Here is a 23,116-nt window from a genome sequence, read left to right as displayed (position 1 = left end):
GCTTTTACATAACTAAATATTTTTTTGTTTTATATGACTATTTATATTCATTAGTTTAGGATACTGTTTAAATAGTTTTAATATATCTTTAAAGTAAAAATCATGATGCCCATCATATAATTTTTCATATATTTCTTTTATCAATTTGAAATCATCAATAGTATCTAAGGTCCACCTATGATTAGAATAATCAGTATTATTTCTATAATAATATGTTCTTTCACTATTTTTATATAAATAAGGGGTTACATGTTCCCTCTCGTTTAATTTATTGGCATTATTGAAAGCATCTTTCAAATTTTCAAAAGAAAAAATCTCTGTATCTAATCCCCTAGGATATGTTCTTAAACTTAAATCTTTAGTTGCATTTGTAACCATATCATAGTCATTTTTTATATAAAAGTCTAACATTTCATCTATAAGATAAGGATCTATAAGGGGACAATCTGAAGTTATTCTTATTATAGTATCTCCACCATTTTCCTTAGAGGCATAATAATATCTACTTAAAACATCATTTTCACTACCTCTGAAAACTTTTACACCATTTTTTTTACTTTCATCCTTTATAGCATCATCTTTTTCTTTACATGTAGTTGCTACTATTATTTCATCTATAAGTTTACTTTGCTTCACTCTATTGATTACATGAGCTAATATGGTTTTGCCACACAAGTTCATCATGACTTTCCCTGGTAATCTTGTAGAACCCATTCTAGCTTGAATTATTGCTATATTTTTCATGTATTCACCTCTACATTATAGTATGACTCTATATGCTACTTTTCTTATTTACATTAAATCTGGATTTTCTTCAATCCATCTTTCCGTATTTTTAATTCCCTCTTCTAGTGTAAATCTAGGTTCCCAATCAAGGAGCTTCTTAGCCTTAGAATAATCACATAGTAACTTTTCTATCTCACTTTGGGGATGTATATGGGGAACGTGTTTTATCTGTTTTTCATCCTTGGCTATTAATTTAGCTAGGTCATTTATGGTTATATCTCTCCCTAGCCCTGCATTAATTATTTCTCCGTTCACTTTATAACTATATCCAGCTTCAACTACAAATCTAGCACAATCTTCAACATATAATAGATCTCTAGTTTGAGTTCCTTCTCCATATATATTTAATGTTTCTCCTTCTAGATTTCTTTTTATAAATATGGCTACTACTCCCCCTTCTCCTCCAGTTTTTTGGAAAGGGCCATAGGTATTAAAGGGTCTTATAACTACAGTGGGTAATTTGTATGCATGCCAATAAGAAAGAACCATATTTTCCCCAGATATTTTACTTCCTGCATAGGGTGATGTTGGTTTTATTGGGTGTATTTCATTTATTCCCTCTTCATTGTCTGCCCTATCATACACCATACAAGTACTCATAAATACTACTTTAGTATTATGCTTTCTACATTCCTCTAATATATTAAATGTTCCTATAACATCATTATTAAATGTGGTCTCCGGATCATCTATACTATCTTGTACATTTATACTAGCTCCTAGATGATAGCATATATCAAATTTATTATTAAATAAGTCTTTTAATAGTTCTCTATTCTTTATATCACCATGAATGAATTCTTTAAGATTATTATTTGATAAAAACTCTTTTATATTTTCCCTTCTTCCGTTGGATAAATCGTCTAGTATCCATACACTATGATTATCTTCTAAAAGTCTTTTTACAACCCATCTTCCTATAAATCCTGCTCCTCCGGTTACTAATATATTCATAATATATCCTCCTTACGAATGTGTATTAAACTAATTCTTCTTTAGCAATTAATCTTTTTATATCATCTTTAATAATTATTTTTTCATCATCTGAACTATAGGTTTTATTTTGAGCTTTTTTACCTTCACCGTATATAACTTGTTTACTATTATTCATAGGTGGAATAGCAAACATATTTTCAAATTCGATGGCATGTTTAGACTCTTCATATGTCATTAATTCTTCATACATTTTTTCACCAGGTCTTAGTCCTATTTTCTTTATTAACACTTCTTTTTCATCAATACTATGTTTTTTACATACTTCTTCTATAACTACATCTACCAAATCCCCCAGTCTTATGACGGGCATTTTAAGCACAAATATTTCTCCCCCCTTAGCCCGTTTACATGCCTCTAAAGTTAAGTTTGTAGCTTGAGATAAGGTCATCATAAATCTACTCATATTAGGGTCTGTAACTGTAACTTTTCTATTTTTTATAATTTGATTTTTAAATAAAGGAATAACTGAACCTCTTGAGCCCATAACATTTCCAAATCTAACTGCAGAGAATATAGTTTTATGCTTACCCTTGAAGTAATTAGCCGAAGATATAAGTCTCTCTGCTAATAGCTTTGTAGCACCATAAGTGTTAGTAGGGCTTATAGTTTTATCGGTAGATGTTAATATTACCCGTTCTACACCGTTATCAATAGCTGCTTCTATGACATTTTGAGTTCCCATTACATTGGTTTTTACAGCTTCAAAGGGATTATATTCACAAGAAGGAACATGTTTTAATGCAGCCACATGAAATACTATGTCAATGTCTTCCATAGCTCTACTTATTCTTTTATAGTCTCTAACATCTCCTAATAAAAACCTTATATTCTCTTTATCTATATTTTGCATCATGTTATATTGTTTATATTCATCACGACTTAATATTCTTATTACATCTACATCGTAATATAATAAAGATTTTACTAAGCTACTACCTATTGTTCCTGTACCACCTATTATAAGTATTTTTTTGTTTTTAAAGAACGACGGGTTCTTCATATATTCACTTCCTTTATCTATTAAGTCTAAAGTTTAGTTAATATTTCATTAAAATAACTTTTATACTGATTAGCCAAGTAACTTTTCATCTTATAAATTTCCTTATCTTTATTTATAATTCTTAAATCTCTATCAATAGGATTCTCATATGTTTTTTCTTCGTATTTATTAACTATATCTATTAAAAAAAGTTGTCTAAAGTAATGCATCATTAATTCTTCATTTTTATATTTTTCAATTAAATTATCATTTATATCCATTTTAGATAATATATTTTCCATATCTTCCTGTGAACTTTCCAAATAAACTTTTGATAGTTTATCTGCTAGATTCATATTATATAATGAAAATTTTTCTAAGTTATTTAAATTTTCTATAACATCCTTAATATTCTGTTTTGCTATATTAACTTCTTTTATGCCATTTATGTCTTCTTTTAAGCAAGTCCTTAATTTATCTTTTGGGTAAAAGGCTTCATGACAATATTTTTCTATAAAATCTTTTAAAGTCATATCCTTTGTTCCACTTATTTTTGCTCCACCTTCTGTGGCATTTATATAAGTATTACTTTTGTTTGTAGAAATAAATTCCTCTATCAACTTTAAAAAATAATACAAAGATTCATTAGTAAATATATCGTTACCATATATGTTTTTTACCTTTAATAATTCTTCATTTTTAGATATATTATTATCCTTATTTATACTGGCATTATCACTATAGTACTTATTATCTGTATAGGCAAGGTCTTGTCCTATAAAACAAATCGGATTACATCCTATATATTTTGCAACTGATAAAGATGTGGTAGCTACTGACCCTCCTACTTCTATCTCTTCAAGAGTTTTTTTTGTAATGTATTCAACCATAGGATTATGATATTTATCTCCTATAAAGAGTACCTGTCCTTTATGATTTGATACCACCTTATAGTTTCCATGAATAAGTGTAACTAAAGGGATCTCACTAAAATCTAATTTATCTATTAGTTTAAAGGCTATATCCTGGGGATCTATACTACAGATAAGATGTGGTATTATTCCCTTTTCTAAAAGAGGTTTTAACGTTCTTCCTCCAGATATTATAAATGCATCATTTTGAATATCCTTTAGTAAATCTATATTTTTTTCTAGTGAAGGGCCTGCCGACACTATAATAGCTGGTTTATTATAAAATTTATTTTTTAATATATCAATACTTTTTCCATCTCTAATTATATAGGGTAGATTTTTTATAGCATTTTCACTAATCTTTTGTCCGTGTAATCTATTTGTATTTATATGAAGTTTTAGTTGGTTTTCATGCTTATAAATAACATCATATACTTTCTTTAAGTAGTCTTTATATATTTTTTTATAGGGGGTTAATTCATAAATTTTTATGTTATTATAATTTTCTAACTTAATATTGTTTTCTATAGTTTCTTTTACCTTTATTAAATCAATCCCCTTTATGATTTTTACATTTCCCTTTTTTAAAACATCATTTACTTTATAATTATATTTTATAATTTCTTTGTTTGGCTCTATGACAATAATTTTATTTTTTAGGGTTATACTTTTATAAAGCTCTATAAGGTTATATCCAAGACCTAATCCCATACATATAAAAACAGTATTTTTATCGGAATCTTCTAAACTTAAAGCCTTTAACCCTTTTTTTGCTTCTTTTGTGGGATTGTATTTACTGTGAATGTATATTTCCCTATTATCATATTTTACTTTAAAAGTATTTTCTCCATTTTTAGCCTTCTCTAGTTCTACCTTATAAAAGTCCATATATAAACTCCTCTAGTCTCATATGTTTACAACCTTCTATATAAGCTCCTCCCTCTGTTGCATTTATAAAGTTAACAGAAGGATTATCTATAATCTTATTTTCTATCCAATGTTTAAAACTAAGAAGTCCTAAAGTAGTATCTAAAACTTCTCCATTTTGACCCCTTATTTTTCTCATATTTGATAAAGACTTTACATCATCTTTATCATACATTGTTCCATCAGCATGATGTTTATTATTTGTATATGCTAAATCCTGTCCTACAAAAACAATGGGATTTCCTCCAAATTTTATAGCCATATCCATAACTGCTGTAGCAACAGAGCCTCCTGAATCTATTGTTTTATTATCGGTCTCTTCTTTAGTACTATTAGCAATATATTTAGGTCCATTATATTTAGAGACTGTATAGGCACTGGCAGTATCCATATAAACAAATGGAATATCTAAATCTTCAAACCCTTTTATTTGATTATAAGTTATATCTTGAGGATCTATTATACAAAACATATCAGGTCTTATATCAGCCTTTAATAACGGCTTAAGGGCAGAACCTACAGAAAATATAAAAGTTTTTTTATTTATTTTTTTTAATAAATGTTTGTTTTTATTTAGTGATGGTCCAGCAGATACTATTATTATTGGCTTATTGTTATATTTATTAAACAGATCCTTTATATCTTTATCTTTGTTTTTAATATTTTTTTTATAATTTTCATTCATTAAGTCTTCCCATTTTATCTTTAAATTTTTCTTTAAATTCCAATTTTCCATAATAAACTTAAATTTATTATACTGATTAGGTATAGCCTTAACTGAAGGGCTATAACTAATAAACTTCCTGTTTTCTTTTAAAAGAGGTTTCATTTTACTAGCTAATGTTTTTTCATTATTATCAACTATTAATATTAACCTACTATCTAATAAAAGTTTGCTTAGATCCCTTAGTTTAAGAGCTAATTTAAATATTTGTAAATTTAACTCAAAAACATATAATTTATTTTTATTATCTAGTAACTTTAATATTTCCTCTATGTGATATCCTAAACCAAAACCATAAATTATATTTGTCTTTTCTCTACTTTTAAGTTGATTATTAGCAAACCTTTTAGCTTCCCTTCTGGGGTTATATTTACTATGAATAAAGTTTTGACTATTATTTATTCCATCACTATTTACTACTCTTACTGTATAATCTTCACTTTTAGTTTTTATAGTAATATTTTCCCTTTCATCAACTTTAGTATTTAGAACTTTTCTATAAAGTACAGGGTACTTGTCCTTTATAATCTCTAAGTTTCTTTTATACAGACTCATAATCTACTCCTCTATAATAGGCTTTATTTTCTTCTTCCAATCATCTATTATAGGATTTATTTCATATTCTAATAGGTCCCCAAGTAGTACATAGTCTCTATTTTCAAAAGCCATAATTATCTCTTTAAGGTGTTCATTAATTTTGTCAACTTCTATTTCTTCTTTCTGTATTTCTCCAGTGGAGTTTATACCTTCTATAATCCACCCCATACTATCAATAACCTCAACCATCATTCTATTTGCTTGTCCTTCATCGCCATCTTGATATCTTTCTATTATGTCTTCTATCCCCTTTTCTAATTTATTTAGATAATTATATATTCCTAATAAGACTTCTTTCATCTCTTTTATCCTACTCACCTTTATCAGCTCCTATCTTTTCAATTCTTTTTATGCTATTTTCTATATCTGGTTTAATTTTATCTATAGACTCTTTTATTCCTTTATATAGTGTATAGCCTCTATTGGATACCCTTTTTCCTCTATCTATATCACTTTCATTTATCTTTTCTCTAAAGTTTTTGCTAAATAGAGTTTTTATTATAGTAGGTGAAACTAAGCTATTTATGGCAACATTTTGTTTTTGATATTTTTCCATTTTTTTATCTATTTCTTCTAATTTAGTTAATACGTTGGATATATTTACTTCTTTATTACCTTCATAGAACCTTAACATTTTTTTGTTATATTTAACTCCCCTAGAAGCATACTTTCTAACTTTCTCTAAATCACTCTTTAACTTTTTAAACTTTTTATTAAAGTCTTTTACTTCATCATATATTTCCTTTATTTCTTTATGCCTTTTTATTTCATCTGGTATTTGTATATTTTTCAAACAATATTTATCAATGGTTTCTTTTAGTGTCATAACTTTAGTTCCTTTTATTTTGGCACCACCTTCTGTAGCGTCTATCACTACTTTATCAGATATTGTTTCTATATACTCTTCAAACCACCTTAAAAATGATAACCATACTTGAGTCGTGTAAACATCCTGTCCATGTATATCTTTTATTATTGGGTTATTTTCAGTAATAACTTTATTATTTTTTTGATTTAATGTAGCACTATCTGCATGAAATTTACCATTAGTATAGGCTAAATCTTGACCTATTAAAATCATAGGATCACATCCCATATAGTCTGCTAGACTCAAGGACATATTAGCTACAGAGCCTCCTTGAGGAATTCTATCGACCTTTTTATCTAATAAATCCTCCACCAGTTGGGCAACCTCTTCATTATTACAAAATATCTTTTTCCCTTTATATTCATCTATAACATCGCTATGGGAAACTACAGTTGTAACCATAGGTATATCAGTGTCTAAGTTTTCCTTTATAACCTTGTATGCTCCTATTCCAGGGTCTAATGATACTACTAAATCAGGCTTAATGCCATTTTTTAATAATGGTTTTAATGTCCTTCCCCCAGATATTATTATTGCTTTTCCTTTAGCATATTTTAGCTGACTAATATTCTTATCTAAAGATGGCCCTGCCGATACTATAATAGCTGGTTTATTATTAAACTTATTTTTTAGTATACTAATTGTATCTCCTTTAAGTATATCTTTAAAATTATAAAATAAGTTTTTATTCATATCATAAGAAAAATGCTTTAATGTGTTTATTATAACTTTCTCTCTGTTTATGGTCTCTTTTAAATGCTCTATAACTATATTACTAAAATCTCTATAATATCTGTCATATTGAGAAAAAATATTAAACTTAAAATTATTTGCAGCTTTTATATCTATATTATAAGCGTAAAATTTAAATAGATTCTCTTCAGATAACCCAACACAAAAGTGCACACTATTAGTGTTTATTAGATCTGTAAAATCATTTATTTCCATAGCCTTTTTAAATAGTTCTATATTAGGTTCTATGACAAAAATTTTATTTTTTTCTCCTATGTTTTTATATAATTCAATAATGTGATATCCTAATCCCAATCCGTATACAATAAATAAAGTCTCGGTATCGTAATCTTCTATACTGTCAATAAATCTCTTTGCTTCTTTTAATGGTGAGTATTTACTACTTATATATTTATCCTTTCCGTCGATATTAACTATAGCTGTAAAGTTACCATCTTTGGAGTGTTCTATTTTTATATCTTGTTTAGTTACTTTACTATTTTTATCTATATAATGGTTATTAGAAGACCTATTTATTGCTTCTATATTTTTTTCATATATGCTTTTCAAAATTAATCACTCCAATACTTAGTCTTTACTCTATCATCGACATATTTTATCAAAAACTTTAAAAAAAAGTAGATGGATATCCATCTACTTTTTTCCAAATATTTGATTGTAATTATCTTAATAGCTGAAGTACACCTTGTGGTGCTTGATTTGCTTGAGCTAACATTGATTGAGCAGCTTGCTTTAAGATATTGTTCTTAGAATACTCCATCATTTCCTTAGCCATGTCTACGTCTCTGATTCTTGATTCAGCTGCCTGTAAGTTTTCAGATGATGTATCTAAGTTCTTTATAGTATGCTCTAATCTATTTTGATATGCACCAAGCTTTGATCTTTCAGTTGATACCGTAGCTATTGCAGTATTTATTGTTGATATCGCTGCTGTTGCAGAAGCGGCATTACTTAGATTTGCATTCACTCCAGAAACTCCTAAAGCACCTGCTCCCATTGTAGCTATAGTTAAAGTTATTTGCTGACCTTTATTAGCTCCTATCTGGAAATTTTTACTAGAAAAACTTCCAGTTAAAAGTTTTTGAGTGTTAAATTCTGTTTGAGATGAAATTCTATTTATTTCACTTTCAAGTTGTTTCACTTCATCTGTTATAGCTGTTCTATCAGCAGTTACATTAGTATCATTTGATGCCTGTACTGCTAATTCTCTCATTCTCTGAAGTATAGCATGAGTCTCATTCATAGCACCTTCTGCTGTTTGAATTAAAGAAATACTATCTTGAGCATTTCTACTAGCTTGATTAAGACCTCTGATTTGGCCTCTCATTTTTTCTGATATAGCTAGTCCTGCTGCATCGTCTCCAGCTCTATTTATTCTTTGCCCTGAAGATAGCTTTTCTAAAGATTTTCCTTGATTAGAACTGTTGATTCCTAATTGTCTGTGGGCGTTCATCGCCATAAGATTGTTATTAATTCTCATTTGTAATTCCTCCCTGAATTTTATTTGGGCATCCTTGCCCGTATTTTTAAAAGGTTTTTAACTAAATTTTGGCCAAAATTTATAAGGTTTTTAACCTTTCAATATAAATATCGACACTTTACGACAGGACTTTAGTTTTTTAGTGTTTTTTTATTTTTTTATTTTTGGAATATTAGGCTTTTGGGTTGGAGGAGTGCGAATCCCCCAACAACGGGGACTAGGTTTCGGGGCAACCTAGAGGTTACTGGGGGATTCGTAATCTTTCAGTCTTTTGTAATTATATCCATCCCCTTATAATCATAGACAAAAAAATAAAGCCGGAAACCCGACTTTTAGTAACAATTACTTTATAGATTTTAATTTTATTATATCTTGCCAGTTGCTTGCAGTAACTGTTTCTACTTTACCTAAATCACTTTTTATTTCATTTTGACCTTCTACTAAATCTGCTGTTTTGTCGTATATTACTTCTATTTTTTTATCCATATTTTCTATTTTTGAATCTACTTTATCTAATTTTTCTTCAGTTTCCTGCTTAAACTCTGTCATTTCCTGTTTAAACTCTGTCATTTCTTGTTTAAATTCTGTCATCTCTTGCTTAAACCCTGTCATTTCACCTTTAAAATCTGATACTTCTTTTTTTATACCTTGGATTTCTGTTAATATTTGATTTAATATTTTTTCCATTTCTGACCTCCAGTATTTTATAGTTATATTATATCATTTATAGTAAAGTTTTTTAATATATTTTTTGGTTTATGCTCTTAGTCTCTTTGTCTAGGATGGGGGAAAACCTTTGGTTTCTTTCTTATCTTTGAGTTTTTGGGTTGTGGGATTGCGAATCCCCCAACAACTGGGGTTAGTTTTTTTGAGTGACCCTAAATGTTACTGGGAAATCGGGAATACCACAGCAATGGGAGCAAGGTTTCAGGTCACCCCAAATGTTCCTGGGGGATTCGTAATCCCACAGGCCTTAGCTTAGATAAACGTGAAAACTTTGGTTTCTTTCTTAGCTTTGAGTTTATGGGTTGGGGGATTGCGAATCCCCCAACAACGTGCTAATAAATGTATTAAAGTTAGTTTTTGTTAATTTTTTGTGTTTCAGTATTAGATTTGCATAGGTCCGGCGGACTGGGCATGCCCAGTCCCTACACAAAACCAAGGTGGAACCTTCAGAATTTGAAATTATAAATTTATTTCTTAAATAAATCCCCAAGTGACCCTAAATCAACTCTATCAGATTTAGCGGCTTCCTTATTACTTTCTTTAATAAGTTTATATACTTCTTTTCTATGAATATCTACATTCTTTGGAGCATTTATGCCTATTTTCACTTTGCCCTCTTCTATATCGGTAACTACTATTTCTATATTATCATCTATAATTATACTTTCATTTTTCTTTCTCGATAGTATAAGCATTATTCTTCACCGTCCATTTGCTCAAGCTCTTTAAATATATAGTATTTTGTAGTATACCTTTTATCTTCTATTATTATTTGTTTTCCCAGTTTATTTTTTGAATTTATTATTATTGGGCCCGATAAGTTTACCGTTACATCCTTTATATCTTCTGGAACAACAGCTATTGTGTATATCAGTAGATCCTTTGGATCTTCTATCTCTAGTTTATCTACTGTAGAATCTGGTATATCAAAGTCGTAGTCTGGTTTGAATATGAATGGATTTATTACTACAAATGCTAAATTAGAGTCATCTATTGATTGTAGCCACTGGAAGGGGTTCTCTTTATCATTGTTTTCGATTATTGTGAATCTGTTCTGATCTTCAAAGCCATATAGGCCATTTTTGAAGGTTATTATTTTTTCTTTTTCTATTGTTATTTCGCCGAAATGTTTTGTTTTTAGTTGCATTTTGTATTTAACCCTCCTTGCCGAAGTTGAGTTTCGGAATTGTTAATTTCGTTCCTAAGAGCTCCGTAATCCCACAGGTTTATTTTTGATTCTTAGTTTTTCGGGTTGGGGGATTGCGAATCCCCCAACAACGATATGTTGGTCCATCGGTCTAGACATGCCTAGACCAGATGCTAAGTTAAACCTAAGTACTTAAATTTAAAATCAGCCTTAGCTGATTTTTTCTTTGACTATTAACTATTAACTGTTAACTATTATCTTTTCGTATCCACGTACTGTATATCTATACTAGGTTTTTGTTTTAAATAAACTTCCACCTTCCCAGGATTATATGTTATTTGTGGTTTTCTTGGTGTATAGCTTATGTTTACTTTCCCCATCTCCCAACTAATATCTAAACTACCCTCAACTTCTATTTTCGGTCTACTACTGGGCATTGGTCCGAATCTAAACTGTTTTTCTGGGCCTCGAGCATTTTTTTCTGCTATTTCTGGGATAGCTGGTGGTGTTCCATTTTTTATATTTGCCATTCTATTTCCATCGGCTACTATTGTATCTATCATTTGTTTATGTTTCATTTTTGCATACTCTACCATGTCTTTAGTTAAGTCTGCATTATTCTTAAGTCCTGCCTCTGCAAAACATTGGTACTGGTCTATTATTACCCTTGGCTTTTCACTTTTTATTTTTACCTTTGGCATTGTTGTTTCTATTTTTTGTTCCCCTTGAAAGTTTCTTATACTCTGTGATGCATTTTGAGTTCTTATTCCTATTTGACCCCTTATGGTGTTAATTTGAAGTGGCAATTTATCACCCCCGTTGCCGAGGTGGAACCTCGGAATTGTTAATTTTTAATTGTGAATTGTTAATTGGTCGTTAAAGTTGTTTTTTTTGGTGATTTTATGTTTTTTGTTTTAAGATTAGTTTTATGTTGGTCCACCGGACAGGGCATGCCCTGTCCCTACACACCCATTATAAACAATCTAAACAATGGTGTTAGTTCTATATTAAGCCTTGATTCTCCAACTAATTCACAATTATCAATTCACAATTAACAATTACTAATAGATTTTCTAAGATGCTTTACCTTAGAAAATCTATTAGTGTTGGTTGTATTATTCTTGAGCCCGATGATAACGATGCTCTATAGACACTTTCTTGGGTCTTTAAGTCTATTATTACCCTTGCCATATCAGCATCTTCGTTGTTTGATAGTAGTTTAGTGAAGTTCAATATTTGGCTATCTAACTTTTGCTGTGTTATCTCGAGTCTATTAGTTTTAGCTCCTACTTCCGATCTCACTGCTAAGGTGTTATTAAGCACTTTATCCATATTAGCTATACTTTCTTGTATATCATCTTGGGGATTAGCACTTGTTCCATCTAAAGCTTTCTCTAGCTTAGTAAAAGCTTGTATTAATGCAGGAGTATCTCCGCTACTTACATCTGAGTTATTAAATTCAAGGTTGGTTCCATCAAAGTTACCAAAAACTTTAGTTCCTACAGTATTAACTTCTATATCCGTTGCTACACCTATATTATACTTACTTATTTCGGTATTTTTAAGATTTTCTCCATTTAGATCATAGTTACCATCTTCATCTAATAGCTTTTGATCTGTTTTAAACCCTGAAAAAATATATCTTCCTGCATAGGTTGTATTTCCAAGCTTTATTAAATGCTCCTTTAATTGTTTTATCTCTTCTCCTATTTTCTTTCTATCCTCTGGAGTTTTTGTATCATTAGCAGCATCCACTGTAAGTTCCCTAGCTCTATGAATAACATCTCCCATCTCTTTTAATGTGGTTTCTGTTATATCAAGCCATGATCTGGCATCGTCTGCATTTCTTTTATACTGTTCCAATACCGACACATCGGTATGTAACTTTAAACTCTTTGACACACCTATTGGATCGTCCGATGGTAACTGAAACTTCTTACCTGTTGTATATTGACTATAGGTTTTATTCATCCTTTCCATATTATTATTTAAGTTTCTCATCATATCACTTATCATCATACTATTTGTTATACGCATCATTGTCCTCCCTTTGCAAGCAAAGCTGCGGAATTTTAAATTGTAAATTTTAAATTATAAATTGGTCATTAAAGTTGTTTTTTAATGGTCTTACGTTTTTTCACCTTTAAAATAGCTTTATTTTGCTTCATAGGACAGGGTTGCCCTGTCTCTACGGAAGTCATTATACCTGACTTATCTTTTAATTTTTTGTTCGCTGGAGGATTCGTAATCCCACAGGTCCTTTTATTAGACTCTTTATAAAACCCTAGTTTTCTTTTTCATTTTAGATTTTGGGGGATTACGAATCCCCCAACAACGGAAAAAAACTAAGTTGCCACCAACACCTTTGCTATTCATAGGACAGGGTTGCCCTGTCCTCATAAAGTCAGCATAGCTGACTTCTCTTTTAATTTATAATTTAAAATTTGTAATTCGGTAGATAAGGCTACACCTTATCTACCGACGAGTCCTAATCTATTTACTGTAATCTCTAATATCTGATCCATTGTTGTTAGCATTTTGGCTGCTGCTCTATAGGATTGGTTGAATCTTACCATATTTTGCATTTCTTCATTTAGAGATACACCTGATACTGATTCCCTTTTCTTTTCTATATTTTCAACTATTAAGTTTTGGGTATCCTTCATTCTTTCTGACTGCTGACCGTCAACTGCTAGGTTTGAAAGTACCGATTTAATATAATCATCGGGAGTTCCTTTAGAATCTGGGTCGTCAAAAAAGTCATTTTTATGTCTTAAGCTCAAAAGCTCTTTTATGTTTTCGTTATCCTCTTTACCTTCCTCGCCATTATTTGCTGCAGCTGCTGCTATATTATTTAAATTAGATACTATATCATCTGAGACTTTTATATTGCTAGCATTGATATCAGTTGTACCATCGGTTGTTGTAAAAAATGCTATATTATCTGGAGTACTATCTTGCCCCTCAAGGGCCTCTCCTTTCATATGCTGATTATTAAATATTGTTGCAAATGTACCTGCAAATTTATCAAGTCTTTCTTGATAATAGGGGATACCCCTATAATGTCCATTTTGACCATCACCCTTTGTCATATCCATAAGTCCTCTTAATTCCCCAGACTTAATATTTAGTGGTGTTCCATTTTCCCACTCTACATCTACATTATCTCCATTCTTTTTATATGACATCTCTGTAACGTTCATATGATCAACCAGAGCAATGCCATTTAATGAAACTGTTATTTTACCATTATTTAGTTTGTTTTCACTACCCTTTATTTCATTAACCTGGACATTTGCTATTTTTGAAAGCTCGTCTATTAATAGTTCCCTTTTATCCCTCAAATCATTGGCTTTAGTTCCACCTATCTCTAGAGAATATATCTGCTTATTTAAAGCTCCTATCTGATGGGATAAATCATTTATTGTATCAACCTTTGTCTTTATAGTACCATTAAGTTCTTCCTTTAAATTAGCTAATCTCTTAGCAGTATCATTTATGTGTTTTGTAAAGGCAACTGCCTTTTCCCTTACATCCGCTCTGTAGGACATATCTGATGGGTTTGTACTTAGATTTTCTAAAGAAGTGAAAAAGTCATCTAGATACTGTCTAAAACTACTATCCGATGGTTCATTAAATAAAACCTCTACCTGCTCTAAGTTTTTATTTTTCACTTCCCACTCACCCTTTGGTGCACTTTCTGTCCAATATTTGTAATCGGTGTAACTATCCCTTATTCTATCTATACTATATACTTCAGCTCCAGTACCAAGAAGTCCTATTCCCGGTAAATTAAAGGCATCGGTAGCTCTTTGAGAAGCTTTTTGCCTTGAATAGCCTGGAGTTTCCGCATTAGTTATATTATGACTAACTGTATATAGTGATTTCTGACTTCCTAACAGTCCTGAAACCGCTGTATTAAAACCTACCCAACCAGACATCTTTTACTCAGTCCCTTCGTAAAATAATTTTAAATTTTAAATTGTAAATTATAAATTGTTTCTGCCCGCTACTTTATTTTTCTTCACTATTTTATATTGATTTATATTTTTACGTTTCATATTATAAACACCTCTATTTCACTCCGTGAAATATTCGTAAAATACCATTATCATATTTTATCATTCTTCTTTGTTGTAACTAATATTTTAGATATTAGTTTTATTATTTCTTCACAATCTTTTAACATACTTTTTATGTATATAGTTTCTATAATCTCACTGTCTCTTAACAATTTGAGCCAATATCTTGTTTCGTAGGATTCTTTTTGCGCTATTGATAATTTATTTATAAAATCTTTTCTACTTTGAGCAGAACAGCCTTCTTCTATATTAGCCCCTATGCTTGTACCACATCTCAATAATTGTTTAGAAATTACATATTCCTTCTTTTCTTCAACTATATACCTATACATCTTTACTATTCTCAAAGCAAAATTATATGTTTTCTCCCTAACAGCATTATCAGTTTTCATATTTAACCTCCAACACATTATTAATTAATATATTGGAATACTTCCCATATTTTCAGATTCTATACATTAAATACTTGATGATATGAGACATATGCTTATAACCAAAATATATTCGCTTAGCAGCTTTGCCAATTTAAAATTTATAATTTATAATTTGTAATTCGGAAGGTAAATCGTAGATTTACCTTCCGACGATTCCCATTTTATTTATAATGTTTTCTATCATTCCATCTATGGCATTTATTACCCTTGAGTTTGCTACATAGGAGTGTTGGTATTTCATCATCGCTGTCATTTCTTCATCTAATGATACCCCTGATATTGACTGCCTTTTGCCATCTATTTGACCTATAAGTATGGTCTGATTTTTAGCTATACTCCTCGCTTGACCTCTACTTAAACCTATTTTTAAAATTAAATTTCTATAGAAGTCATCACTGGTCATGCTTTTATATTCATCTTGTTTTGTATCTATTTCTTTTATTAAGCCCTCAAGGGGAGTTCCATCATAGTCACTTGCTTTATCTAATAGTTCGGTTATTGTTCCCTTTTCATTTATAGTTCCATCGGGATTTTTTATATCATCAAATATTTGTTCATCCCTTAACTCACATATAGCCTTAGCTATCTCTCCATTTCCAGTATCTCCGTTTAAAGAAGCAGCTATTTTATTATAATCACTTAATTCCGGATTCACTTGAATATTTCCCGCTTCTATTTTTCCTGTTCCATTCTTTGTAGTAAAGAATTTTTCAGCATTAGTTCCTGAAACACTATTCCCTAAAAGATCATAACCATTTTTATGCTCTTTATTTACTGCTTTAGCCACAGTATTTACAAATAGATTAAGTCTTAATTTCATTTCTTCTATCTCTTTATCCCTAACTGATATAAGTCCCGCTATCTGTCCTTCATCTTCATTTAAATCTATCTTATCTCCAGTCCTTTTATATGCTAAGTAGTTGTATCCCTTATCATTCTGTTTCTTAGTTAGCTCTCTATACTGATCTTCTACAACCAAAAGCCTTCCTTTAGTAGATACATTTATAGATCCATCATTGGCATATTCAGTAGTTATGGGAATCATTCCCGACAATTCATCTATTAAGTTATTTCTTTTGTCCCTTAAGTCATTGGCTTTAACATTTACATCTGTAGACTCAATATCCCTTATTTTTTGATTTAGATCTGATACTCCTTTAATTATGTTGTTTATCCTGAATATATTATTATCAATATCCTTATTTAGATTTAATTGAAGACTATCTAGCTGAGTCCTTATATGATTAACAGCCTCCGTAAAGGCAACAGCCCTTTCATGGACAAGCCCCCTTATGGTAAGACTATCGGAATGTTTTGATAGTTCCTCCCAACCATTCCAAAATTGGTCCATAATCTTTTGAATCCCACTATCGCTAACTTCATTAAATATTGATTCTACCCCTTGCATCATATTGCTCTTAGATTCCCAATATCCAAACTTTTCATTTTCATCCCTGAATTTCATATCTAAAAATTCATCTCTTATTTGTCTTATCTGTTGGACATTCGCGCCGGTTCCAGCTTTAAATCCACCGGCTATTTTCTTATAATAAGCCGATTCATGCAAGGCCTGTTGCCTAACATAACCTGGAGTATTAACATTAGATATATTATGGGATATGGTATCTAAAGACTTCTTATTTGCATAAAGTCCCGATATAGATATTGACAATCCTCCAAATGTGGACATAGTTTCACTTCCTTTTTCGCTAATTTCGGTCTATGGGTTGGGGGATTGCGAATCCCCCAACAACAGAATTTAAAGATACCTAGCAATCAAACCTAGTCACCCTACACTTGTACTTTAAACACTACTACTAACCACCATAAACTTCGCTCCCGCAAACTAATTTACAATTTAAAATTTACAATTCCCACCGAAGGTGGGCACCTATGCTTTAAAGTCAAATAGACTCTTTTGCTTTTTGTTTACTTGGCCATTATCTTTATCACTATAGGTATTTTCAAATCCATCAGTTGTTAATAATTCTAAATTTAAATCTATATATTCCAATGAATCCTTTATAAGAGATTCATTTAGCTTATTTCTGTCATTTAACTTTTCTATTATATTTAGTAATTCATCCCTTATTTCTTCTATTTCTTTTTTGTCATGGTCATTTAAGTGGTCATAAATAGCTATCATATTAATATCTTCTTTTACTTCCATAATACTGGCTATGGTATTTACTGCTTTCTGTCTGTTTTTTTCACACTGGGATAAGTCGATTATGATTTGTTGCTCTTCCTTTGTTAAATTATCCAACTCTTTTATATTGTTCCTTACTATAATATCTGTCTTTTTCTCACTTAGTTCTAATAGTGTGTTATATATATTGATTTGATCTTTTAATGTTTTTTTAAGTACCATTATGAGCTTGTCCATATATTGCACCACCCTTTACCAAAGCTGAGCTTTGGAATTTCAAATTATAAGTTTTAAATTGGCATAGCCGTTGTTTTGGTTTGTTCTCTACTATATGTGGAGATATTGATTATATTTTCGGTCCAGTGGGGCTGAATGTATTCAGCCCTACAGTTGGGGGATTACGAATCCCCCAACAACAGGGAAATGAATTCCCCCTCTACATCACCAAAGTTTATTGGGGAATCCTACAACAAATTCCCGTTCCTGGGGGGTTTGTAATCCCCCAGGTTAAAACCCTTTATATACCAATATCTATATGATTAATCATCTTCTCTGCTATTTCTTCTGCATCAATATTATAGGTTCCACTATTAACTTTCTTTTTTATCTCATCAACTTTATCCTGTCTTATATCCGGTACATTTTTTATTGCTTCCATGGCCATTTGATAGTCCTTTCCTTTAGTTGAAAGAGCTATTTTATCCCTCTTTTTAAGCCTATCTGTCTTATTTATTTTATTGTCTTTTTGCTGTGTATTGTAAGTCTTAAGCATTTTCCTAATATTATTGTTATTTATTTTCATAAAAACACCCCATTTTCCGTTCTTATATTAAGATTATCGGAAAAATGGGGTTAATCCTTTAGTTATTTTTTATCTTTTACGTCGCTTAGCTATATACATCCTATCGTCTTCTCTTTTCTTCCTTTCATTTTCAGGAGACTTTTTAGGAGCAACTGCAGATTTAAATTCTCTTTGCATTTCTGCTGTACATTGATTGCAAAATCTACCAGTTTTTATTGATTTTCCACATCTCTCACAGTCTAATATAAGGTTAGCATCATCGCCCTTTATCTCAAGTCTTCCTGCCCTTAAAAATTTCAAAATCTTATTTTTACTAACTTCCGTCTCTTCTGAGACTTCATGTATCGTAGCTCCTGGATGTTCATATATATATTCCTTTACTCTTCTAAACTCTTCTTCATCTGATTGTCTACATCTTGAACAACTATCATATCCATCATACGCATAGATCCTGCCGCATTTTTTACAGTTTTTCAGTTCCATGATTTCACCCCCGCAAATTATATATATTAGGTTTATTATTATTTTCGGCATAATTTAACAAAAACCTTAGGAGATAATTTTAAATTATAAATTATAAATTGTAAATTAGCAAAGCAGTTATCAATATTCAATTTCGGTTATATACATCCCTCCATATTAAAAATAATTCTGTATCCTTTGGGCTAAACTAGTTTAGCCCTATGTTTTGAATTTAAAATTTATAATTTATAATTGTTTCTTCCTGTTGTCAACGTCAATACTACGACTTCTTTAGCTCCTGCATTCAATAAAACTTTGCTGCATTCATCGGCTGTTGCCCCGGTTGTAAATATATCGTCTATTAATAATACTATTTTATTTATAAATACCCTATTATCTATAACCTTAAATGCATTTTTTATATTTTTTCTTCTTTCTTTTTTATGTAATTTATTTTGGATTGTAGTTTTTTTAATTCTTATTAGATTTTTATTGTCTAGGGGAGTTTTAAATTCATTTGATATGTATTTTGAAAGTAGAAGGGACTGATTAAAGCCCCTATCTGAAAGTTTTGATTTATGGAGGGGCACTGGTACTATTATATCTATATTAGATATATCTTTTTCAATAGCACCTTTTAAAATATATCCAAAGGCCTTATACATATATGATTTTTTTCCGTATTTATATTTATATATGGCATCTTTTATGGTTCCTGTATAAAGTAATGGAGATATTGCCTTTTTAAAATAATGCTTATTATTCATACAATCGGGGCATTTATCTGGTAAATAACCTAGTTCCAGTGGTTTACTGCATATAAAACATTTATTATCTCCTACAAAAACTAGCTCCTTCATGCAACTATGGCAAATATGTCCCTCATCAACTTCATCATGGACCTCATCACATATAAAACAGAGGTTATCCTCAGGGTAGAGGAGATCAAGTATAGTTTTTATGAATATGGTGAGGATTTGTTTTAGTTTTGGCATTTTGTTATCCTTCCTTCGGAATAATTGTTAATTGTGAATTATTAATGATTAATTATTGGGGGTTGTGTGGGTTTTGGTGGTTAGTATGTTTTGGAGTTTAAAGTTAGTTTTATTTCGGTTCAGCGGCCTGAATATATTCAGGCCCTACATTTTTTAATTGTTAGTCATGATCAAGTTGTGGGATTACGAATCCCCCAACAACAAGGTTGGAAGTTGCGGGATTACCAACCCCCAACAACAAGGTTGGAAGTTGTGGGATTACCAACCCCCAACAACAGGGTTGGAAATTGTGGGATTGCGAATCCCCCAACATGGGGCTATGATGTAATGAACCTCTCCTAGATCCCTTAACAGCTAAGCCAATTAACAATTCACCATTAACAATTGTATTTAAACCAGCCTCTTTTAGATGCTCAAAATCCGCAACAATCTGTTTTTAAGTCCAGAATACCTTTTATTTATCCTATTATTATTTATCATCATATGAAGGTATTTTTCGTTACCTACCAGTACCACTAAATCCTTTGCCCTCGTTATGGCTGTATATAGTAGGTTTCTTGTAAGTAGCATAGGTGGTCCCCAGCATATGGGTATTACCACCACTGGAAATTCACTCCCTTGGCTTTTGTGTATTGTTGTGGCATAGGCTAGTCTTAGTTCGTCCAATTGATTGTAGCTATACGTCACCTCTTTAGTTTCATCAAATAATACCTTTAATTCATCCTCTTCATCGTCTATTTCTGTGACGTATCCAAAATCTCCATTAAATACACCTTCACCATCGTCTACCACCACTCCGTTCTCTAATAGTTTCCATTCCATTTGATAGTTGTTCTTTATTTGCATTACCTTATCTCCCACCCTAAATATGGTATCTCCTGATTTTTTTTCGTATTCATTTGATACCTTAGGATTTAACCTATCCTGCATCTTTTCATTTAACATATTAACACCTGTATCCCCCTTTTTCATCGGGGATAGTACTTGAATGTCCTTAACAGGGTCATATCCATTAAACTTAGGGAGTCTTTCACTACATAGTTCCAGTATGGTATCAGTAACACTTTTTCCAGTATTTCTTCTCATAAAGAAAAAGTCTTTTCCCTTTACATTTAAACTAGGTGCTTCCCCTTTATTTATTTTGTGGGCATTAACTACAATCATACTCTCCTTTGCCTGTCTAAATATTTCGTCTAAAGTCACAACTTTAACTATTTTACTATCTATTATATCCCTAAGAACATTCCCAGGACCCACCGATGGTAATTGGTCTATATCCCCAACTAATATAACTCTAGTACCCGGTACTATAGCCTTAAGAAGGTTATTCATAAGCAATATATCAACCATTGATACCTCATCTACAATAAGAACATCGGTTTCTAAAGGTGTTCCATCGTCTCTAGAAAATGCCATACCCACTTGATCATCAACAAAGTTATATTCTAGTAATCTATGGATGGTTTTGGCTTCCCTTCCCGTTGCTTCACTCATCCTTTTTGCCGCCCGTCCTGTGGGGGCCGCTAATTGTATTGTTAGATTATTTTTTTCAAATAATTTTATTATACTATTTATAGTGGTTGTCTTGCCGGTTCCCGGACCTCCAGTTACTACTAATAGCCCATTGTCCACCGCTTCCCTTATGGCATCTTTTTGTTTTTTAGCAAATCTTATTTGATTTTCCTTTTCTATATCATCTATTTCCCTTTCAACATTTATCTCAAGCTTTTTTAGCTCCCCTTGAGATAATGCCACCACTGCTTTGCTTACACTGGTCTCTGCATAATAATAGGGCATATAATATACACAGGTTTTACCATCAAAGTTTTCCAGTTGTATTTCCTGATTTAGTGCAAGGGCTGTTATACTATTTTCAATAATATCCATATTAACCTCTAAAAGACCCGCTGATTTTCTTATAAGTTCTTCCTTAGGAATATAGGTATGTCCACTTGTGGAAGACTCCATTAAGGCAAACTTTATTCCGGCACTAACCCTATATTCACTGTTATTATCTATTCCCATATTTTTAGCTATTTTATCCGCCATCTTAAATCCTATGCCAAATATATCTTGGGATAACCTATAGGGATTTTCCTTTATTTTAGCTACTGTTTCACTTCCATATTTTTTATATATTTTAACACCATAATTAGCGCTTATTCCATACTGCTGTAAAAACATCATTACATCTTGTAACTCTCTCTGTTCCTGAAATGCTTCTGCTATCTTTTTTCCCTTTTTCTTTCCTATTCCATCCACTTCCATTAATTTTTCAGGATTGTATTGAAGTATATCTAGGGACTCTTTCCCAAACTTTTTAACAATGCTCTTAGCAGTCTTAGGTCCTATTCCCGATATAAGCCCCGATGCTAGATATTTTTCTATTCCATTTAGGGTAGCCGGCACAACCATACTATATACTTCAACTTTAAATTGTTGACCATAATTAGGGTGATAATCCCAATCCCCTTGTAAGTTTAATGTTTCTCCGATATTTATCATTGGAATATTTCCCACAATAGTAACTACATCATCCTTTGTTTCCACAATAGCTACAACATATCCGTTAGTTTCATTTTGAAATATTATCTCCTCCACTGTTCCCTCTATAGTTACCATTTTTATTCCCTCCAATATAATGTTAAATCAATTATATCATTTTTGATATTCCCTTTGTAGAGATAGGATTTCATTTCTTAATATTGCTATATCCCCCTTAGTGGCAGGAGCATTGAAATCACAATAAAATCCCTCCCTAGAATATGATAAACTATCGGGGCTGCTTGTACAAACATTTTTGATTATCTTACCTTCCCTTATGTGCTTTTTAACTGATTTCAATTTTAATATGGTTTTTACCTTTATATCATTTTTTAATATTATATATATTTCTCCATTTTTCTTCTCTACTCTTTCTATATAGTCTAAATTAAAGTACCCAAAGGAGCCATCATTTTTAGATATTGGTTTTCTTGTTTTTAATGGTACAAAGATATTATGATTATTAAACACCACCGGAACTACATTTGTTGCTCCAATCAAATTTCCATAATATTTTTTCCCTACCCTCATATCTGTCATAAAATAATTGGCAATGATTTTTAAAACAGTTTTAATACTTTTGTAGATTAAAGTGATATCGGCACCTGCTGTTATAACCTTTGTTGAATTCCCCTTGTTTTCCACATATACCGGTATTATTGCCATAATTTTGTTTTCTATAACCATGTCAATCTTATCCATTTATTTCACCCCCTGTATTATAATTCCATTATAATCGAACGCACGTTTTATT

Annotated in this window: 22 protein-coding genes; all 22 read right to left on the bottom strand. The window is 31.0% G+C overall.

Features of this window, described 5'->3' with window-relative positions; translation table 11 throughout:
* Positions 1 to 12: 12 nt before the first annotated feature.
* Positions 13 to 744: a cytidylyltransferase domain-containing protein gene (locus tag V6137_RS11275; protein WP_425448038.1), complete on the bottom strand. Its 732-nt coding sequence runs from the start codon at positions 742 to 744 to the stop codon at positions 13 to 15.
* Positions 745 to 792: 48 nt separating this feature from the next.
* A complete protein-coding gene (locus V6137_RS11270) occupies positions 793 to 1,740 on the bottom strand; it encodes a dTDP-glucose 4,6-dehydratase (RefSeq protein ID WP_425448037.1) in 948 nt (315 codons plus the stop codon).
* 25 nt (positions 1,741 to 1,765) lie between these two features.
* A complete protein-coding gene (locus V6137_RS11265) occupies positions 1,766 to 2,782 on the bottom strand; it encodes a UDP-N-acetylglucosamine 4,6-dehydratase family protein (protein WP_425448036.1) in 1,017 nt (338 codons plus the stop codon).
* A 26-nt stretch (positions 2,783 to 2,808) separates the two neighbouring features.
* On the bottom strand, positions 2,809 to 4,560 hold the full coding sequence (locus V6137_RS11260; protein ID WP_425448035.1) for a motility associated factor glycosyltransferase family protein: 1,752 nt from the start codon (positions 4,558 to 4,560) through the stop codon (positions 2,809 to 2,811).
* Positions 4,547 to 5,878: a motility associated factor glycosyltransferase family protein gene (locus V6137_RS11255; RefSeq protein WP_425448034.1), complete on the bottom strand. Its 1,332-nt coding sequence runs from the start codon at positions 5,876 to 5,878 to the stop codon at positions 4,547 to 4,549. The genes V6137_RS11260 and V6137_RS11255 overlap by 14 nt, the downstream gene beginning before the upstream one ends.
* A gap of 3 nt (positions 5,879 to 5,881) precedes the next feature.
* Complete coding sequence (locus tag V6137_RS11250; RefSeq protein ID WP_425448033.1) at positions 5,882 to 6,238, bottom strand: DUF8042 domain-containing protein; 357 nt, start codon at positions 6,236 to 6,238, stop codon at positions 5,882 to 5,884.
* Entirely contained in the window at positions 6,231 to 8,090 is a 1,860-nt protein-coding gene (locus V6137_RS11245; RefSeq protein WP_425448032.1) for a motility associated factor glycosyltransferase family protein, read from the bottom strand. Before V6137_RS11245 ends, V6137_RS11250 begins: the two co-directional genes overlap by 8 nt.
* A 112-nt stretch (positions 8,091 to 8,202) precedes the next feature.
* Positions 8,203 to 9,021: a flagellin N-terminal helical domain-containing protein gene (locus tag V6137_RS11240; protein ID WP_425448031.1), complete on the bottom strand. Its 819-nt coding sequence runs from the start codon at positions 9,019 to 9,021 to the stop codon at positions 8,203 to 8,205.
* A 342-nt stretch (positions 9,022 to 9,363) separates the two neighbouring features.
* Positions 9,364 to 9,708: a hypothetical protein gene (locus V6137_RS11235; protein ID WP_425448030.1), complete on the bottom strand. Its 345-nt coding sequence runs from the start codon at positions 9,706 to 9,708 to the stop codon at positions 9,364 to 9,366.
* 506 nt (positions 9,709 to 10,214) lie between these two features.
* A complete protein-coding gene (gene csrA, locus V6137_RS11230) occupies positions 10,215 to 10,442 on the bottom strand; it encodes a carbon storage regulator CsrA (RefSeq protein ID WP_425448029.1) in 228 nt (75 codons plus the stop codon).
* Positions 10,442 to 10,894 carry a flagellar assembly protein FliW gene (fliW, locus tag V6137_RS11225; protein ID WP_425448028.1) on the bottom strand — a complete coding sequence of 151 codons (453 nt, stop codon included), beginning with the start codon at positions 10,892 to 10,894 and terminating at the stop codon, positions 10,442 to 10,444. Before fliW ends, csrA begins: the two co-directional genes overlap by 1 nt.
* 254 nt (positions 10,895 to 11,148) lie before the next feature.
* On the bottom strand, positions 11,149 to 11,700 hold the full coding sequence (locus tag V6137_RS11220) for a DUF6470 family protein (protein WP_425448027.1): 552 nt from the start codon (positions 11,698 to 11,700) through the stop codon (positions 11,149 to 11,151).
* Between the two features lie 277 nt (positions 11,701 to 11,977).
* Positions 11,978 to 12,931, bottom strand: a complete 954-nt coding sequence (flgL, locus tag V6137_RS11215) for a flagellar hook-associated protein FlgL (protein WP_425448026.1) — start codon at positions 12,929 to 12,931, stop codon at positions 11,978 to 11,980.
* 434 nt (positions 12,932 to 13,365) lie between these two features.
* Positions 13,366 to 14,835 (bottom strand): flagellar hook-associated protein FlgK, encoded by a 1,470-nt coding sequence (gene flgK / locus V6137_RS11210; protein WP_425448025.1) that lies wholly within the window; start codon positions 14,833 to 14,835, stop codon positions 13,366 to 13,368.
* Positions 14,836 to 15,005: 170 nt separating this feature from the next.
* Positions 15,006 to 15,368: a four helix bundle protein gene (locus tag V6137_RS11205; protein WP_425448024.1), complete on the bottom strand. Its 363-nt coding sequence runs from the start codon at positions 15,366 to 15,368 to the stop codon at positions 15,006 to 15,008.
* A 181-nt stretch (positions 15,369 to 15,549) separates the two neighbouring features.
* On the bottom strand, positions 15,550 to 17,100 hold the full coding sequence (gene flgK / locus V6137_RS11200; RefSeq protein ID WP_425448023.1) for a flagellar hook-associated protein FlgK: 1,551 nt from the start codon (positions 17,098 to 17,100) through the stop codon (positions 15,550 to 15,552).
* 201 nt (positions 17,101 to 17,301) lie between these two features.
* Positions 17,302 to 17,796, bottom strand: a complete 495-nt coding sequence (locus tag V6137_RS11195) for a flagellar protein FlgN (RefSeq protein WP_425448022.1) — start codon at positions 17,794 to 17,796, stop codon at positions 17,302 to 17,304.
* Positions 17,797 to 18,076: 280 nt separating this feature from the next.
* The gene (gene flgM, locus V6137_RS11190) at positions 18,077 to 18,361 is read right to left on the bottom strand and encodes a flagellar biosynthesis anti-sigma factor FlgM (protein WP_425448021.1); all 285 of its coding nucleotides are present in this window, start codon (positions 18,359 to 18,361) and stop codon (positions 18,077 to 18,079) included.
* Positions 18,362 to 18,430: 69 nt separating this feature from the next.
* Positions 18,431 to 18,844 carry a TIGR03826 family flagellar region protein gene (locus tag V6137_RS11185; protein ID WP_425448020.1) on the bottom strand — a complete coding sequence of 138 codons (414 nt, stop codon included), beginning with the start codon at positions 18,842 to 18,844 and terminating at the stop codon, positions 18,431 to 18,433.
* Between the two features lie 218 nt (positions 18,845 to 19,062).
* Positions 19,063 to 19,818: a ComF family protein gene (locus V6137_RS11180; protein ID WP_425448019.1), complete on the bottom strand. Its 756-nt coding sequence runs from the start codon at positions 19,816 to 19,818 to the stop codon at positions 19,063 to 19,065.
* A gap of 405 nt (positions 19,819 to 20,223) precedes the next feature.
* Positions 20,224 to 22,440 (bottom strand): SF1B family DNA helicase RecD2, encoded by a 2,217-nt coding sequence (recD2, locus tag V6137_RS11175; RefSeq protein WP_425448018.1) that lies wholly within the window; start codon positions 22,438 to 22,440, stop codon positions 20,224 to 20,226.
* Between the two features lie 36 nt (positions 22,441 to 22,476).
* Positions 22,477 to 23,064 (bottom strand): hypothetical protein, encoded by a 588-nt coding sequence (locus V6137_RS11170; protein WP_425448017.1) that lies wholly within the window; start codon positions 23,062 to 23,064, stop codon positions 22,477 to 22,479.
* Between the last annotated feature and the right edge of the window lie 52 nt (positions 23,065 to 23,116).

This window comes from Dethiothermospora halolimnae, from assembly GCF_037577855.1.
Lineage (GTDB): Bacteria > Bacillota > Clostridia > Tissierellales > VENL01 > Dethiothermospora > Dethiothermospora halolimnae.
This window is presented reverse-complemented; position numbering and strand designations above follow the sequence as displayed.

What these genes read in the sequence shown, in the direction of transcription:
- flgK (WP_425448023.1), bottom strand. Translation starts at nt 17,100, where the DNA reads ATGTCCACATTTGGAGGATTGTCAATATCTATATCGGGACTTTATGCA.
- flgL (WP_425448026.1), bottom strand. Translation starts at nt 12,931, where the DNA reads ATGCGTATAACAAATAGTATGATGATAAGTGATATGATGAGAAACTTA.
- V6137_RS11205 (WP_425448024.1), bottom strand. Translation starts at nt 15,368, where the DNA reads ATGAAAACTGATAATGCTGTTAGGGAGAAAACATATAATTTTGCTTTG.
- V6137_RS11260 (WP_425448035.1), bottom strand. Translation starts at nt 4,560, where the DNA reads ATGGACTTTTATAAGGTAGAACTAGAGAAGGCTAAAAATGGAGAAAAT.
- V6137_RS11255 (WP_425448034.1), bottom strand. Translation starts at nt 5,878, where the DNA reads ATGAGTCTGTATAAAAGAAACTTAGAGATTATAAAGGACAAGTACCCT.
- recD2 (WP_425448018.1), bottom strand. Translation starts at nt 22,440, where the DNA reads ATGGTAACTATAGAGGGAACAGTGGAGGAGATAATATTTCAAAATGAA.
- flgK (WP_425448025.1), bottom strand. Translation starts at nt 14,835, where the DNA reads ATGTCTGGTTGGGTAGGTTTTAATACAGCGGTTTCAGGACTGTTAGGA.
- V6137_RS11275 (WP_425448038.1), bottom strand. Translation starts at nt 744, where the DNA reads ATGAAAAATATAGCAATAATTCAAGCTAGAATGGGTTCTACAAGATTA.
- V6137_RS11180 (WP_425448019.1), bottom strand. Translation starts at nt 19,818, where the DNA reads ATGCCAAAACTAAAACAAATCCTCACCATATTCATAAAAACTATACTT.
- flgM (WP_425448021.1), bottom strand. Translation starts at nt 18,361, where the DNA reads ATGAAAATAAATAACAATAATATTAGGAAAATGCTTAAGACTTACAAT.
- V6137_RS11240 (WP_425448031.1), bottom strand. Translation starts at nt 9,021, where the DNA reads ATGAGAATTAATAACAATCTTATGGCGATGAACGCCCACAGACAATTA.
- V6137_RS11235 (WP_425448030.1), bottom strand. Translation starts at nt 9,708, where the DNA reads ATGGAAAAAATATTAAATCAAATATTAACAGAAATCCAAGGTATAAAA.
- V6137_RS11270 (WP_425448037.1), bottom strand. Translation starts at nt 1,740, where the DNA reads ATGAATATATTAGTAACCGGAGGAGCAGGATTTATAGGAAGATGGGTT.
- csrA (WP_425448029.1), bottom strand. Translation starts at nt 10,442, where the DNA reads ATGCTTATACTATCGAGAAAGAAAAATGAAAGTATAATTATAGATGAT.
- V6137_RS11195 (WP_425448022.1), bottom strand. Translation starts at nt 17,796, where the DNA reads ATGGACAAGCTCATAATGGTACTTAAAAAAACATTAAAAGATCAAATC.
- fliW (WP_425448028.1), bottom strand. Translation starts at nt 10,894, where the DNA reads ATGCAACTAAAAACAAAACATTTCGGCGAAATAACAATAGAAAAAGAA.
- V6137_RS11265 (WP_425448036.1), bottom strand. Translation starts at nt 2,782, where the DNA reads ATGAAGAACCCGTCGTTCTTTAAAAACAAAAAAATACTTATAATAGGT.
- V6137_RS11185 (WP_425448020.1), bottom strand. Translation starts at nt 18,844, where the DNA reads ATGGAACTGAAAAACTGTAAAAAATGCGGCAGGATCTATGCGTATGAT.
- V6137_RS11170 (WP_425448017.1), bottom strand. Translation starts at nt 23,064, where the DNA reads ATGGATAAGATTGACATGGTTATAGAAAACAAAATTATGGCAATAATA.